Genomic DNA, 14,719 nt, shown 5'->3' on the forward strand with positions numbered 1-14,719 from the left:
GACTCGGGGCGCGGGCGCATCCTGAGGCGGGATCTTCGGGCGGCAGCCTGAATCCGAGCTCCAGGCGGGGACGCAAGGAGTCAGCTGGGAGGATGGACTCAAACAGCTGTCTTGGTCTGACTTACTGGCGATACGCCGACTTATCGCGACCATGGCGGTGGTAAACAGGTGTTTGAATGGGGGAAGATAGAAGCCCCAAGTGTTATCCATTTCTGTCTGTGTAAGCAATAGGCGTATAAACATGCTTCCGGTAGTACAACCAGAAACAAACGGTCGCAGCTAGAGTGCCCAAAAGATAGCCGGTGTAACCAAGGGCCTCAGCCTGCTTCTGAAATGCTGGATCGATGACTGCTTGCCAGAACCCAGCAGTTTCCTTCTGGCCCATGAGCCACTGACCGAAGTTGAAAGCGAAATGGATTCCCAAAGGAACGGCGATGCCACGGGTGGCCAACGCTGCCATGCCGAACAGTATTGCACCGATGAACGGCCCCAAAAGGGATTGTGACCACGACATGCCACCCGCCAGGTGCTCTAGCGTAAAGACAATGCCGAGGATCACTAAGGACGTCCACAAGCCGAGTTCAAACTCAAGACGCCTCAGCGGGTACGCGCGAAAGGCGATCTCCTCACGCAGGGCCAGCAGGAGATACGCTATGAACGCAGGTAAGAGGGACTTCGTCGGCAATACAGCACCAAGCTGAGACCAATGAACATGGCCACTCGCAAAGAGCACGCTTTCCTGAAACGCTACAAGCGCCGAGCCGACCATGATGCCGAAGAATAAGCGTGGCACGGTCCTTGGGGAGCGCGCCAAGCCGACATCGCTTAATTTCCAGCCGTCCCAACGCAGAAATAGAACGGTCAGCCCATACGTTACGGCACAGGTGATTGCGCCTACCTTAATTGTGTTCGCAAAAGAAGTTGTCTTCACGAAGGACGTGGTGACAATCAGCGCGAGCGGACACGCAGCTAAGAACAATAAAGATCGCAGAACGCCCTTCATTTGGTTCATTTGAGCCCCGCTCTGATCGTGTTATGTATTTGTTCTTACCAGGTTCCCACTAGAACTGATCCACTTGGCAACGATAAGTAACGATAAACGCCGATAGCGGAATCTGTGACATCCCACTCATACCGAGATGAAGCTGACTTATCAGGCTTTTTGCTACCACTTCACTCATCGGTCCGGGTGTCCTTTAGCGAGAATGGCGGCCCTGAATTATGGGCCGCCATTTGCTTTGCTGCTTTCGTTTTAAGAGGTCAATGGAAATTGGCTTTGTTTGGAGGGTTTGCTTCTTACTTACCCTTAAACTCGATGAATGAGGGTAGCTCGCCCTTCTTCAATGCTGCGATAGCCGCCGCTGCTCCTTGCTTCCCGTGTTCGCTATCGGCCAGCCCCGAGGCGACCTCCGCATTGATTCCATCGGCCGCACCAACGCCACCCGATGACCAGGCGCGAAGCAGCGCCTTCATCTTGCCGTATGCGAGGGTAGGGCCGGTTGCGAGGCGCTGAACCAGCTGGTCTGCGGTGCTTTTGAGATCGGCATCCGCAACGACGTGCGTCGCTATACCCAGGTCGCCTGCAATCTTGCCGGGAATTGGTTCTGACAGGAGCACAAATCGGGTGGCACGCGCACGGCCAACGCGATCAGCAAGTCGTTGAATGCCGCCAGCGAGCGGCAAACCGGCCACCATTCCCTCCGGGAACAGCAGGAGTGAAGATTCAGCCGCCACAAGAAAGTCGCAGGAGAGCAGCAGTTCGAAGCCGCCGCCCAATGCCATTCCTGAGACGGAGGCGACGGTGGGAACGCGCATCTCTTCGATCATGCGATACGAGGCCAGCACATCGGCGGCGAACGCTTCGAGCCACGCGGAGCCGCGGGTCAGAATGACAGCAGGATTGTCTGCGACAGCAAAGTTTCCTGACTCCGAAGAGATGTGGAGGACACGAATGTCGCTTTCGTAGGCCTGCCGGACGCTTGCACGCAGGCTCGCGGGGTAATCGGCGTCGGGTGCGGACGCGTCGCCTATGAGAGTTAGTTTGCCTACGGAGCCGTGCTGTTCGAAACGAAATGAACTCATTGGGATTTCCTTTCTGGTGATTCACCAGCAACCACGAGTCTGAAGATAGACGTTGCCGGTCATACGGTCGATACTGAAAACCCCAGAAATGTTATTCTGGCGTCCAAATATCTATGGACCCATTCGTCGACCTGATCCAATTGCTTCGACCGAAAGCCACGGCCTGGGGCCGCCTGGAGAGTTCCGAGCGGTGGGGGTTCTCGTTTCGTAAGCGGGACGATCTGCTTTTCTTCTGGCTGGCGCGTGGGGAGTGTCAATTGATTCTTCCTCATGCCGAGCCTTTGCACCTGAAGCAGGACGATCTGATTTTGCTTCGTGCTTCGACACCATTCACGATCGCCTCCGACGCTGACGTGCAACCTCGCGATGTTGAAGACGAGGTCAGCAGATCCGGCAGCAACAACCTGATTGTTGGAAATAGAGAGAGAGCGGACGTGATTTTGCATGGGGGCCGATTCGACTTCGATACGGCAAATGAAGACCTGTTGACGAGCATGCTGCCGCCGCTGGTCCATGTTGCCGCCGAGGACACTTCGTCCTCACGAGTACGTTCCCTGATGCAGATGAATCATGACGAAAGCGAAGCATCTGGACCGGGCAGCGCGTACATCATCGCGCGACTGATGGAGCTCATCCTGATTGAAATTCTTCGGGGCGAGTCGTTGCGCGTCGGCAAAGAGCAGATTGGCCTGTTTGCCGGCCTGGCAGACTCGGTCACATCTCGCGCACTTGCCGCCATGCACAGCGAGCCAGGCCGGAATTGGACGGTAGCCGAATTAGCGCGACTGTCCATGGTGTCGCGATCTACCTTCGCAACAAGATTTCAAAAACGGGTAGGCATGGGACCGATCGAATATCTGCAACATTGGAGAATGGCTCTGGCGAAAGATGAGCTGAGGCTGGGCCGCCGCAGCATCGGAGAGATCGCGTTAGCCGTTGGCTTCCAGGCATCGAGCGCTTTCAGCGCAGCATTTACTCGCGCGGAGGGCTATTCGCCAAAGCGGTTCGCCGAGATTGCCCGGACGGCCAAGGACATCGACTCCGCATAAATACGCATATCGGAACCTGTGCTATCCCACTCATGCCGCGATGAAGCTGCGTCATGAATGGGGCACCCGGCTGGAAGAAGGAATACAAGCCTGGCTACTCAGCTTCTCTCATAAATGTGTCGGTAAATACATTGAAGGCATCCGGTGATGTTTGCTGAATGAAGTGATTCGGGGAAGGGATCACAACGTGTTTCGCTCCCATCATGCGGGCCATCTCGGCACAACCCGCGTCCTGACCAGCACTGTATCCACCGGAAACAAACGCAACCGGTATGTCTGCCTTCGCCACCGTATCCGCAGCCTTTCGCATTTCTTCAGGCATAGCGATTTTCGCGCGAAGTACGGCACAACCGAGGGTTTCGGCTTTTTCAGGATGCTTGATAAGCAATTCCGCGGAAGGATTCGGACCTCCGTTTCCGTCTGTACCGAGACTCTCAGCAAAGGCGACGGCAAAGCCCGCTGGTGTTTCCGCTTTCATGAGAGCTTCACCAACGATCTGTAGCGCCGCTCGCACTCCGGACTTGAGCAAGAGCAGGGGTTCCGTTGTGAGCATTGGCTGAAGCGCCGGCTCGATGAGGGTAAGTGAACGGACAGCTTCCGGGCGACGTGCTGCTGCGAGCAAAGCGATCGCACCACCGAACGAGTGACCGATCAGGTGGGAGGCTTCACCTAACTCCTCTGCAACCCAGAGAGAATCACCAAGCTGATCGTCTGGACCGCGCGAAGCACTTTCGCCAAAGCCCGGTCGATCGGGCAGGCGCAAAAGCCAGCCTTTTTCAGCGAGAGGGCGTTGGCCGGCGAAATCGACAGGCCCTCCACCAAGGCCGCCCTGAACTCCCCCATGAATCATTAGAACTGCCGGACCGCCTTGTCCCCATTCTGTGATGTTGATTGAGCCGCTCGTTCCTGGAGTGGGTTGCCATGGACACTGCTCTAACAATGCTTGCCGCTTCCTGATAACTGCGTCCTTCGTGATCATTCCCCGCCCCTGCAATAAGTATTGCAAGGACGGGTACACCGGTAAAGGATCGCTCAGGTCGTGGTTAGGATGGGGCGGCCTGACCCGAAAGTTGATCGGGCGAAGCTGTAAAAGCTGGATCGCGTTTCACCAGGCGCCTTTGTGGATCGATGAGTGCATTGACGATTTGGCACACATCCAGCACGGAAGCGTCAATGCCGGCTAAGCAGAGCCTCCGGGACTGAAGGCAGAGCCTGAATTTGAAGCTAGACAAGCGCCAGAGGTGGTGGCATATTGGCTGGCGATACCAAGTCGACCTGATTGCGAGGGGATTATGCAATCTTCGCGGCCCGTACGTCCGATACTTATTCTTGGGTGTTTGTTAATTGGAATCATCGCATCCGTCGTGGCCTACCGCGCCGGAAGCCGATATGGCGATCCGAAGGTGGTCCTCTATGACGGGACAGACATGGCTGATCCGGGTGCGGAAGCATTTCGCTACAAGCTCTCCGACGGGATTCTGGATGCTCTCGACCATGACCGGGGGCCCCGAGAGATACTCCGGTTGGTTGGCTTAGGCACAGCAACGACGTTCTCCGTTGGACTCTCAGACGCCAACGCGCAGCAATTCTTCGTGCACGCGCTCGGCGGTGGCGGCGCTCGCATCATCGTCCGGTCGACGGACGAGAAGCGTCAATTGAGCGGTGGGCTTACGCGCCCTATTGGCAGGGGTGTGGTCTCAACGATGAGTCTGTTCTGAGTGCCTTACAACCAGGTGAGGTCAGCCGAGTTGAGCCATGTAGTGGAGGATCATATCCCAAATCAGAGGGTATATCCGGTTTTGTTGATGTGGTGACCGTTCCTTGGGAGACGGAGAACACATGCAAGCATGAAGCTTCATGCATTGAAGAGCGCACACGGACCGTTCTTGGTCGACTCTTTCAAGAGTTGCAGGCTGATCCGCACCCTCACACGCTCATAATGCCTGCCATTTCCACAGGCCGTGGGTGGGTAAGCCAAGCAGCGTTCTACACGGCTTATGCGGATGCCTATTCGGATTTTGCGTTGAAAGCATTTTCTGGCGTGCCGAATGTCATCTTCGGCATCTTCAGCGGAGATTGGAATGGAAACGGTGGTCCGACATCTCTCGACCAGAGTGATGCGATTCAAGGAGCTCTGAGCCAGTCGCTGCAGAAGATCGCGATCAAGTGGAAGATAGATGCGGAAACTAGGGCGGCGAGTCAGAGGAAACGAGGGAGGTTCCTGGCAACCTTAGCCGGACTGCTCGTCGCCCTTAGCTTGGTGCTGCCTGCGTTTCCGAACTTTCTGAAATTCGATCGCACACTGTTCGGCGCACTGGCCATCTTGGGATACATTCTACTGGCCTTTGCCGTGGCTGAAGCTATCGAGGATCGTTGGGAGGCGCTTGTGCGTCCGCTGCCGATGACTGGTGCTGCCTTAATAGGGTGTATTTCGGTGGCTCTTTTCTATATCGTCCACTTAGCGGAAGATATCGCAAGGAATGGTGTCACGCTAGGTCCAAACCAGAGCGGTGCTTCAAACGAGTATCCCTAAAGTGAGTCAGTCGCAGCTGGCGCTAAACCGATGTGATGTGAGTGTTAAAGCATTTGCAGCTTGAGGCAGCATGCGGATTTCGGCGGAAAACCTGCGAGGACCATCGCCGCGCTTCGGCTGTGCTCACCATGCATCCTTAGTGCGTCTGAGTTCCATCTGTCCGCCGCGTCTGTCCTGATCTGCTTCTTTCCAAGAGATCCAAGTTGTCTCCGTATGCCGGCAAAGCGGAGTTGGAGGTCAAATGGCGATAACAGGCCAATGCACTCTTCCAACCGTAGCCGCGCTCGATGAGCGCATTGACGATGATGCGCCTCCTGACAAAAGCTGCGTTTATGGGGCCTGGAGGAATGATCGCTCGTTTCAAGAAACATCACTTGAATGTACTTGCGACATTGGCCGCATTTGTCTCCATTCGATCAAGTTCAGGTCGCAAGAAGGCTCTCTTATGCGTGAGAACAGCGCTAATGCGGTCTAGATTGCGAAGATCTTGGAGCGGATTGCCATCGAGCAGGACCAGTTCCGCTCTTTTACCCACGGCTATACTGCCCAGGCTGTCCTCGAGATGAAAGAAGGCGACTGGATGAGTTGTCGCTGTTTGCAACGCTTGTAGCGGTGTCAGTCCAGCATCAGCCAATAATCTCACTTCATCATGAACACTGGAGCCGGGATAGATGAAGGGTACGGTCAAGTCGGTTCCGGCTAGCAACTGCACGCCCAACTCCTGCTGCCTCGGTATCTGCTGCAATATCATCTTGTATAACGTTTGGCGCCACTCCTTATAGGCAGGTGTCGCATATTTCATGATCGGATTTGCAGAAGGCTGCCAGTATGGAAGAGTGCCCGGGTCAATGTACCGCTGGCGCGGGTCCGCATGGTTCGCCATTTCATCACCATATGTACCCGATCGCCCTGCGACCAGGGTTGGGCACAGATAGGTTCCGTTCTTCGCAAATTCGCGATAGAGATCGTCGGCGCGTGTTTGACTGAAATGCTTCCGCCAGATCTCACCATCGTGCGCAATACCTTCCGGGATGAGCGTGAAGTTATGCGTTTGCATCGCTTTTTTGAAGTAGTCGTTTGTCTTTCCGTGCTCAATCAGTTCTTCTTCGGCCGTGGATTCTCCGCGATGCTCGATGCCATGCTCGATACTTCGCTGGCCTGCGTGTACCGCTTCCAGAATGGTGACTTCGTTCGGCACGTGCCCAGCAAAAGGTAAACCGTCCTTCTTCGATTCTGCCGCGATTGCGAAATACGATTCTCGTGACAGAGCGTCGTACACCTTCACAAAGTCTGCCCCTCTGGCCTTGAGTGCGTCCACCTCTGTACGAGCCTGATTCGCATCCGCTATAAAGACGCCATAACTTTTCGGCTCAACGGGGCCACCAGGTCCATCGAGAATTGGGCCGCTCACAAATGCAAGCGGTCCAAGCAACGAACCTTCCTTCAACTTCGCATCCCACGCAAACACCTTGTCCTGCTCGCCGCCCATGTTGCGAAGACCTAGCACACCATTTGCCAGATAAACGGGGAAGTCGACGTTGGGATGTTTAATATGCGCGTGCATGTCCCACAAGCCAGGCATAAGAAATTTTCCGTGGCCATCAATGAATTGCGTTCCTGTCAGAATTTCTCGATGCTCGTGCGGACCGATGGATGTGATTACGCCATCCACTACAACGACGTCCCGGTGGGTTGAAACTGCTCCGCTCTCAAGATTGAGAGTCGACACGTCCGTAACGATAACGCGTGAATTTACTTGAGACTCTGCGCTAGTTTGCGGCGAGATGAGCCGCCACAACGACGATCGCAATTCACTGCCCAACATGGCTCGCATCGGGTCCTCTGCATACCAGAATGCGAACAAGAGTGCGACGGATAGCAATAACCCTTTGGCCAGTTCATAGGGAGTAAGCGGCGAGGTTAGTGCCATCGCGGGTTGATTTGTGAGAAATGTCGGACTCATCGAAACCGGCGATCGACCTGCATCGCCGGGGCGAAGCATTTTGAACCACTGTACTGCGAGGGAGAGCGCTGCATCGAGGAGCAGCGTTCGCGATCCGCTTTTCTCCAGCTCGCAATAATCCAAAAGCATTTCATGTCCGAACTCATCACGAAACGAGTGAGGATGGAGTGCGATGAGAACCTTCAGCACGCGTTGTTCGATGCCCATGACTACATCCCTTCCGCCGCACGGAAGCTTCGCCGCGCGAACTTGATGACTTGAGAGAGACGTTCCGTTTCCGCGCGCAGGACGTCTGAACCCAGTGAGGTTAGCCGGTACTCGCGCCGATGATCCTGCGCGCTGCTTTTTCCTCGGACCTCAGTCACAAGCCCTTGCGCAAGCAGCTTCTTCAGATTGTCGTAAAGAGTGCCTGGGCCAATTTTGTAGACGCCAGCTGAATGACGCGCGACCGTGAGCATGATGCCATAGCCGTTAAGATCACCGGCAGTGAGCGCCAACAACACATGCATCGTAGCGGGCGAGAGTGGAAGATAGCTTTCACAACTCAGCGCCATGTTTGGAATACGATATGTCGCTTTCCGAGTACCTGTCAAGAAGCGGAAAGTCGATTTCGAGAGGTCGGCATGGCGAAAGGATCGCACCGGCGCTCTCAATTTGCGAGAACTGGCCCAAAGCACGCATCGACCGTTGCCGGAAACGGTGATATTTTCCGATAAACGCCGCTCTCGGAATCTGTGACATCCCATTCATGCCGCGATGAAGCTGCGTCATGAGTGGGCACCCCGGCCCCGGCATCTTGGAGAGTAATGTCCTAGGCGAACTCCAGCTGCTCCATTAGCTCTTCCCACTCGGTGTTCAGGGCAGAGTGTTTTTCGCGGAGCGATTCGAGCTCTTTTGTCTGTCGCGCTGTTTCGTCTGCGCTTACAAAGTTACCCAGGGCCTGCTCGGTTTCGCCGATGGCGGCTTCGACCTGTGGGATCTCGGCTTCGACAAACTTTAGCCGCTCCTGCATCTGCTTCAGCTTGATGGGGTTCACTCGCTTGCGGTCTTTGTCTGCGGCTTCGGCGACGGCTGGAGCGGTCGCGATAGGCATGGCCGTTTCGACTGCTTCGGCTTTCAGCGTGGCTTCGGCCAGAGCGGCTGAGCCGCCTTCCTTGCGCCAGAGGTAGTCTTCGTAATTGCCGGGGAAGACATGTACCTTGCCGTCGGCTACCTCGAAGACACGCGTGGCGACGCGGTCGATGAAGTAACGGTCGTGCGAGACGAAGATGACTGTGCCGGTAAAGGCTTGTATGGCTTCGAGCAGGACATCCTTCGCGCGCAGGTCGAGGTGGTTCGTCGGTTCGTCGAGCAGCAGGAAGTTGGCCGGGCTGACGAGGATCTTGGCCAGCGCGAAGCGGTTGCGTTCTCCGCCTGAGAGCACGCCGAGCTTTTTGTAGACGTCGTCGCCGGAGAAGAGAAAGCATCCGAGCAGGCTGCGCAGTTCGGTTTCGGATACCTTCGGCGCGGTGCGGCCGATGTCGTCGAGCATGCGCGCTTCGTGGTCGAGCACCTTGTACTGATCCTGCGCGAAGTACTCGGCGAGCACATTGTGGCCCAGCTTGAGCGTGCCGCTGGTCGGCGTGTCTCCGCCCGAAAGCAGGCGCACCAGCGTCGATTTTCCGGCGCCGTTCAGCCCGACGAGAGCGATGCGGTCGCCCCGGTCGATGGTGAAGCCCACATTGTTCAGAACGTGCTTCGGTCCGTAGCTCTTCGAGAGATCGTTGACTTCGACGACGGTGCGCCCCGATGCCGGAGGCTGCGGGAAGGTGAAGTGAATGATCTGCTCTTCGTCAGGAATCTCGATGCGCTCGATCTTTTCGAGTTCCTTGATGCGGCTCTGCACCTGCTTGGCTTTTGTCGCCTGATATCGAAAGCGATTGATGAAGGCTTCGAGCTGCTCGATGCGCTCCTTCTGGTTCTTGTACGCCGCTTCGATCTGCACGCGGCGTTCAGCCTTCTGCGTGAGGTATTTCTCGTAGTTGCCGTGGTAGGTGTGCAGGCCCTTGTTCCAGATCTCGATGATCTTGTTCACGGTTACGTCGAGGAAGTAGCGGTCGTGCGAGATGAGGATGTAGCCGTTGGGATAGGTCCGCAGATATTCTTCGAGCCAGTTGCGGGTTTCGAGATCGAGGTGGTTCGTCGGCTCGTCGAGCAGCAACAGGCTGGGTTTCTGCAGCAGCAGTTTTGCGAGCGCGATGCGCATCTGCCAGCCGCCTGAGAATTCCGAGGTCTGCCGCTTCCAGTCGGTCTTCGAGAAACCGAGGCCGGTCAGTACGGTGCCCACCTGCGCGTCCAATGCGTAACCGTCATGGGTACGAAAACGCGAGTCGATGTAGGAGTAGCGTTCGGCGACGGCTTCGTACTCGGCACTCTCCGGATCGAGCTCGGCGAGAGCGGCGGTGAGCGCCTCCATCTCTTTTTCGAGGCCGAGCAGCTCTTCGAAGACTGAGAGGCATTCGTCGAAGACGGTGCGGCCGGTCATGAGCAGGCCGTCCTGCGGGAGGTAGCCGATGGTCATGCCGCGGGTGCGCTGAATGTTGCCGTAGTCGAGTCCGTCGACCCCGGCGAGCACCTTCATCAGCGTGGATTTTCCGGTTCCGTTGGCGCCGACCAGCGCGGTGCGCTCGTCGGGGGTGATCAGCCAGTTGGCTTCCTGGAAAAGTAGTTTGTGGCCAAATCGTTTGCCGGCGTCGGCGAGTTGCAGCATATCTTCATTTTACGAGATAGGCAGTATTTCCCCGCCACCGATCCTGATGGCTGCGTCAGGCTGTTCCGCGCGCTGTCTTGAGCTTCTTCCAGTCGGCCTCCGCCTGGTCGGCGTAGGCGTTTGCAAAACCGGTAATCGCCAGATCGAACTTGTCGCCGGCGCCGAGGTATCCGGCCAGCAGGCAGGCGTCTCCGGAGCGGGCGTGGCCGCGCGCCAGCAGCTCTCCGCAGACCTCGGCGTAGTCGAGCAGCGCTTCGCCTGCCAGGTCGTTGAAGTCGATGTCGCTCTTGTGGTCGTTGAGCTGTCGAACCTCGTACTGGCGGTGGGCGATTGTTGTCCAGCCGAGAAAAGGATCCGATTGAAACTGCATGGCACGCTGGCCGTTCACAACCCGGTGACCCTGGTGGGTCACCGGGCCTGAGGGGCCGAGGTACGGAGCGTATGCAGAACCCGGCTGTTCTTTGATCTGGAGGAATAAAGGGTCGTTGTGCCCGTTGCCTTCGAAATAGACAACGTAATCGCGCAGGCCGATGGAGCCGGTGCCGACTACCTTGAACGCCACGTCGACAGGGCGATATTGAGCGAAGAAGTGCTGCCGCTCCGGCTGCAGCGTTTCGATGTAGGACACCAGCGATGCGAGCACCTCGCGGCGCTGCGGCGCGTTCACCCTGGAAAGCAGCGGCTTCGCTTCGCGGAAGATCCGGGTATGCGGTTCTTTTCCCGGCTCGGTCAGTTGCTCCACAGCATGAGCGGGAGTTTTGCGTTCGGCTTTGAGGAGTGCCTTCGATACCGGTTCTACTCTTTGCAGGCGATGCACCTGGTAGAGCGCAACCTCGAGCACGGGCATGCGGGCGAAGCTGTCGATCAGCTTGCGATAGCGGGCCATGCAGCGCATCACGGCTTCTTCGCAGGCATTGCTTTTCTCGCCGTTCTGGCGGCCGGCAAGTATGAGGCTGGTGGCAAGGCGTTTGGTGTCCCACTCGAAGGGGGCGCGGATCGTTTCGTCGAAATCGTTGATGTCGAAGACCAGCCGGCCATCGGGAGCGGCAAAGGCACCGAGGTTGGTGACGTGGGCGTCGCCGCAAATCTGATTGACGATATTCGTATTCGGTACCGCGGCAAGATCGGCTGCCATCACCGGAGCGGCACCACGGAAGAATCCGAAGGGGGATGCCATCATGCGCTCGTACTTGAGCCCGGCCAGCTGCGGGATCCGCCCACGCATGGAACGCTCAATTACGGTGATGGGATCGAGATGGCGGTGCGACGGTTTCCACTCGGCAAGCGATTGACGGGTGAGCTGCTTTCGGCGGGATCGGCCAAGCGCGCGGCGCTCCTGCGAGCTGGGAAAGTGAGTCATCGAAGGTCAAAGATTAAAGCTTTTCCGGAATGAAGACAAACGGCCGCTTTTTATGCGACCGCCTCAATCAGTTGCGTGATCCTGGCGTAGACCTCGTGATCGAGCGGAGGCATGGCGCCGGGCTGCGAGGCGACCCAACCGCCCCAGCGATTACCCGCCTCGTTCATGCGCGCCAGCGATGCACCCTGCAGCCAATAGTGGGTCAGGGCGGCAGTAAAGGCATCGCCCGCGCCCACGGTGTCGGCGACCGGGCCGCGAATGCCTTCGCGCCTGTGGAAGGCCTCGCGCGTTACCAGCAGGCTGCCATCGCCGCCCATGGTGATAACTACCAGCTTCATGGGATAGCGTTCGAGCAGCCAGCGTGCGCCGGCAATCAGGCCTTCGTCTCCTTGTATGAGCGGGGTGTCGTTCCCGAGCATGCGCAGGACTTCAGGTACTTCGGCCTCGTTGAGCTTGAAGATGGTGGCCTCGGCCAGCGAGGCCGCGATCAGGGTGCCGCTGAAGAACGGGGCGCGCAGGTTTACATCGAAGACGCGGGTGCAGTCCGGCCGGGTGGCAGCGAGAAACTGCAGGATGGTTTTGCGGGCCACGGGATGCCGCTGTCCGAGCGTGCCGAAGCATACGGCGTCCGCCTCCCCGGCAAGCAGGTGCCAATCCGGAGAGAGCTCGAGAAAGTCCCATGCTGCCGGTTGATGGATCACATAGTGCGGTTCGCCATTTTTGAACTCCACGCCGACTGTACCGGTAGGTGCCCTGTGATCGTGCTGGAGCAGGCTGGTGTCGGCAGAGAAGTGTGCCAGGTGTTCGAGTGCTCTTTCGCCGAGGTCGTCGGTGCCCAGGCGGCTGGCGATGACTCCCTGGCTGCCGAGCCGCGACGCCATCACGGCAAAGTTGGCCGGGGCTCCGCCCAGCCGCTCTCCTTCGGGGAGGAGATCCCACAGCAGTTCGCCCAGTCCTACGATCGTCTTGGTTTCAGCGGTCATTTCCTCACCCTAAACTATTCCAGCCGAACAACGAATCGATGGAAACGAGCCTCCTATTAGACTGCGCTTGGGCCAGAGCGGGAACGGAGAATGAAACGTGGCAGAAAGACCGGGGCCAGAATCCCACTCAGCGTCCTCGAAACCTCGCAGGAGCGGTACGAAACGCTTCTTTTTCGCCCTGGCGATCATACTCTTTGTTCTCGCGGTGACGGCATTTACAGGCGTAGCGATCTACTTCCATCGCGCGGAGCCGATCCTTCGCAAGCGTGTCATCGATACTCTGTCTACCCGGTACAACAGCCAGGTGGAGCTGGACTCCTTCGGAGTCTCGGCGTGGCGCGGATTTGAAGTCAGTGGCGGCGGCCTTAAGGTCTATCCAAACAACCTGGATATGGATCAACCGCTCTTCTCGGTCGGCAAATTCTCCTTCCGCATCAACTGGCAGGATCTCTTCCGTTCGCCGATGCATGTGGGCCAGGTACACATTACGGATCTTGGAATCCACCTGCCGCCCAAAGACCAGCGCAAGAACATGCCGCATCTTCAGAAGAAGGGCGACACCGGCAACGGAAAGATCGAGATTGTCGTAGATGAGTTGCTGATCGACAACGCGACGCTGATCCTTGGTACCGACAAGCCGGGCAAGGTGCCGCTCGATTTCGAGATCAGCAAGCTGCAGATGACTTCGGTCGGCGCGGGGCGTCCAATGGACTTCCATGCCATCCTCACCAATCCCAAGCCGATCGGCGACATCGACTCGCGGGGTACCTTCGGTCCTTATAACACCGGCAGCCCAGGGGATACCCCAGTTACCGGTACTTATAAATTCAGCCATGCTGACCTGGGAACGCTGAAAGGTATTGGCGGCATTTTGTCTTCGACGGGGAAGTACGACGGTACGCTCGATCACATCGTTGTCGATGGCACGACGGATACGCCTGACTTCCGGCTGACGATTGCGCAACACCCGGTCCCGCTGCATACCGAGTTCCACGCCATCGTGGACGGTACAAACGGCGATACCTACCTTGAGCCGGTGAATGCGCAGATTCTCAATTCCCATATCCTCGCGAAGGGCAAGGTGGTTCGCTCACCGTCTGTTCCGGGCCATTTCATCACGCTCGATGTGACGGTTTCGCCTGCCCGTATCGAAGACATGCTGAAACTGGGCGTGAAGACCGATCCGCCGATCATGACCGGCAACCTGATGCTGCACACCAAGTTCTTCCTGCCGCCCGGCCAGCAGTCGGTGACCGACAAGCTGCGCCTCGACGGCAACTTCGCTATCAAGGACGCTCACTTCACGACGGAGAGCATTCAGAAGAAGGTGGATGAGCTGAGCTTGCGCGGGCAGGGGCATGCGGACCAGGCCAAAGAAGGTGTCCGGCCAAACACGGCCTCGGATATGAGCGGGAAGTTCAACCTGGGCGCTCAGAAACTGACCATCACTGACCTGAGATACGAGATTCCAGGAGCCCAGGTGGCGATGGACGGTGTCTACTCGCTCGACGGAAACCAGTTCGACTTCCATGGCAAGGCTCGGCTACAGGCTCATGTCTCGCAGATGGTTACGGGCTGGAAGTCGTTGTTGCTAAAGCCGGTGGATCCATTTTTTGCCAAGGACGGCGCCGGGACGGAGGTACCGATCCAGGTGACGGGCACCCGCTCAGAGCCTCATTTTGGCCTCGATTTCGGCCACAAGGATAAGTCGAAGGATGATGACAAGAAGGGGCAAGACGGGAGCAACGCTCCGCAGAAATAATTAGCGGCCTCCGAGCCCCATCGTACGGTGCAGCGGCAGGGTTGGAGCATCGTAGGCATCGAGCTCGACGGGTACCCGCTTTCTTGCGATAGCGGCCGTCCTTTCGCGTTTTCCGCCTACCATGGTGGCAACAGTAGTGAAGATGACGGCAGCGAAAATGGCTGAAAGCAGAAGCATGTTGATGTTCCTTCCCTGATCGGATAGCGGTAGTAGCAGTTTCGCGCCGGCGGCACGTCTA

General features: G+C 57.4%; 13 protein-coding genes. 4 read left to right on the forward strand and 9 right to left on the reverse strand.

Annotated elements, in window-relative coordinates:
* Positions 1–202: 202 nt before the first annotated feature.
* Both LJD29_RS08705 and LJD29_RS08710 read right to left on the reverse strand, forming a co-directional pair.
* On the reverse strand, positions 203–1,012 hold the full coding sequence (locus LJD29_RS08705; RefSeq protein ID WP_446745369.1) for a CPBP family intramembrane glutamic endopeptidase: 810 nt from the start codon (positions 1,010–1,012) through the stop codon (positions 203–205).
* Between the two features lie 284 nt (positions 1,013–1,296).
* Positions 1,297–2,082 (reverse strand): enoyl-CoA hydratase/isomerase family protein, encoded by a 786-nt coding sequence (locus tag LJD29_RS08710; protein ID WP_446745370.1) that lies wholly within the window; start codon positions 2,080–2,082, stop codon positions 1,297–1,299.
* Between the two features lie 113 nt (positions 2,083–2,195).
* On the opposite strand from LJD29_RS08710, the gene LJD29_RS08715 reads away from it, so the two are divergent.
* A complete protein-coding gene (locus LJD29_RS08715; protein WP_446745371.1) occupies positions 2,196–3,131 on the forward strand; it encodes an AraC family transcriptional regulator in 936 nt (311 codons plus the stop codon).
* A gap of 94 nt (positions 3,132–3,225) precedes the next feature.
* Here LJD29_RS08715 and LJD29_RS08720 read toward each other — a convergent pair whose 3' ends face one another.
* Entirely contained in the window at positions 3,226–4,149 is a 924-nt protein-coding gene (locus LJD29_RS08720; RefSeq protein WP_446745372.1) for an alpha/beta fold hydrolase, read from the reverse strand.
* 319 nt (positions 4,150–4,468) lie between these two features.
* Here LJD29_RS08720 and LJD29_RS08725 point away from each other — a divergent pair, with 319 nt between their 5' ends.
* Complete coding sequence (locus tag LJD29_RS08725) at positions 4,469–4,849, forward strand: hypothetical protein (RefSeq protein ID WP_446745373.1); 381 nt, start codon at positions 4,469–4,471, stop codon at positions 4,847–4,849.
* A gap of 221 nt (positions 4,850–5,070) precedes the next feature.
* On the forward strand, positions 5,071–5,664 hold the full coding sequence (locus LJD29_RS08730) for a hypothetical protein (RefSeq protein ID WP_446745374.1): 594 nt from the start codon (positions 5,071–5,073) through the stop codon (positions 5,662–5,664).
* A 370-nt stretch (positions 5,665–6,034) separates the two neighbouring features.
* Here the strand turns inward: LJD29_RS08730 and LJD29_RS08735 are convergent, their stop codons facing one another.
* The 5 genes from LJD29_RS08735 to LJD29_RS08755 all read right to left on the reverse strand — a co-directional run bounded on the left by LJD29_RS08735 (position 6,035) and on the right by LJD29_RS08755 (position 12,719).
* On the reverse strand, positions 6,035–7,834 hold the full coding sequence (locus tag LJD29_RS08735; protein WP_446745375.1) for an amidohydrolase family protein: 1,800 nt from the start codon (positions 7,832–7,834) through the stop codon (positions 6,035–6,037).
* A gap of 2 nt (positions 7,835–7,836) precedes the next feature.
* Complete coding sequence (locus LJD29_RS08740; RefSeq protein WP_446745376.1) at positions 7,837–8,181, reverse strand: PadR family transcriptional regulator; 345 nt, start codon at positions 8,179–8,181, stop codon at positions 7,837–7,839.
* Between the two features lie 257 nt (positions 8,182–8,438).
* Positions 8,439–10,376, reverse strand: coding sequence for an ABC-F family ATP-binding cassette domain-containing protein (locus LJD29_RS08745; protein WP_446745377.1), 1,938 nt, complete (start codon positions 10,374–10,376; stop codon positions 8,439–8,441).
* A gap of 55 nt (positions 10,377–10,431) precedes the next feature.
* Positions 10,432–11,736, reverse strand: a complete 1,305-nt coding sequence (locus tag LJD29_RS08750; RefSeq protein WP_446745378.1) for a DUF2252 domain-containing protein — start codon at positions 11,734–11,736, stop codon at positions 10,432–10,434.
* Positions 11,737–11,786: 50 nt separating this feature from the next.
* Positions 11,787–12,719 (reverse strand): carbohydrate kinase family protein, encoded by a 933-nt coding sequence (locus LJD29_RS08755; protein WP_446745379.1) that lies wholly within the window; start codon positions 12,717–12,719, stop codon positions 11,787–11,789.
* Between the two features lie 97 nt (positions 12,720–12,816).
* Here LJD29_RS08755 and LJD29_RS08760 point away from each other — a divergent pair, with 97 nt between their 5' ends.
* Positions 12,817–14,481 carry an AsmA family protein gene (locus tag LJD29_RS08760; RefSeq protein ID WP_446745380.1) on the forward strand — a complete coding sequence of 555 codons (1,665 nt, stop codon included), beginning with the start codon at positions 12,817–12,819 and terminating at the stop codon, positions 14,479–14,481.
* On the opposite strand, the gene LJD29_RS08765 is transcribed toward LJD29_RS08760, so the two are convergent.
* The gene (locus tag LJD29_RS08765; RefSeq protein ID WP_446745381.1) at positions 14,482–14,658 is read right to left on the reverse strand and encodes a hypothetical protein; all 177 of its coding nucleotides are present in this window, start codon (positions 14,656–14,658) and stop codon (positions 14,482–14,484) included.
* Positions 14,659–14,719 lie beyond the last annotated feature (61 nt).

It is taken from the genome of Silvibacterium acidisoli (genome assembly GCA_022870745.1).
Lineage (GTDB): Bacteria > Acidobacteriota > Terriglobia > Terriglobales > Acidobacteriaceae > Silvibacterium.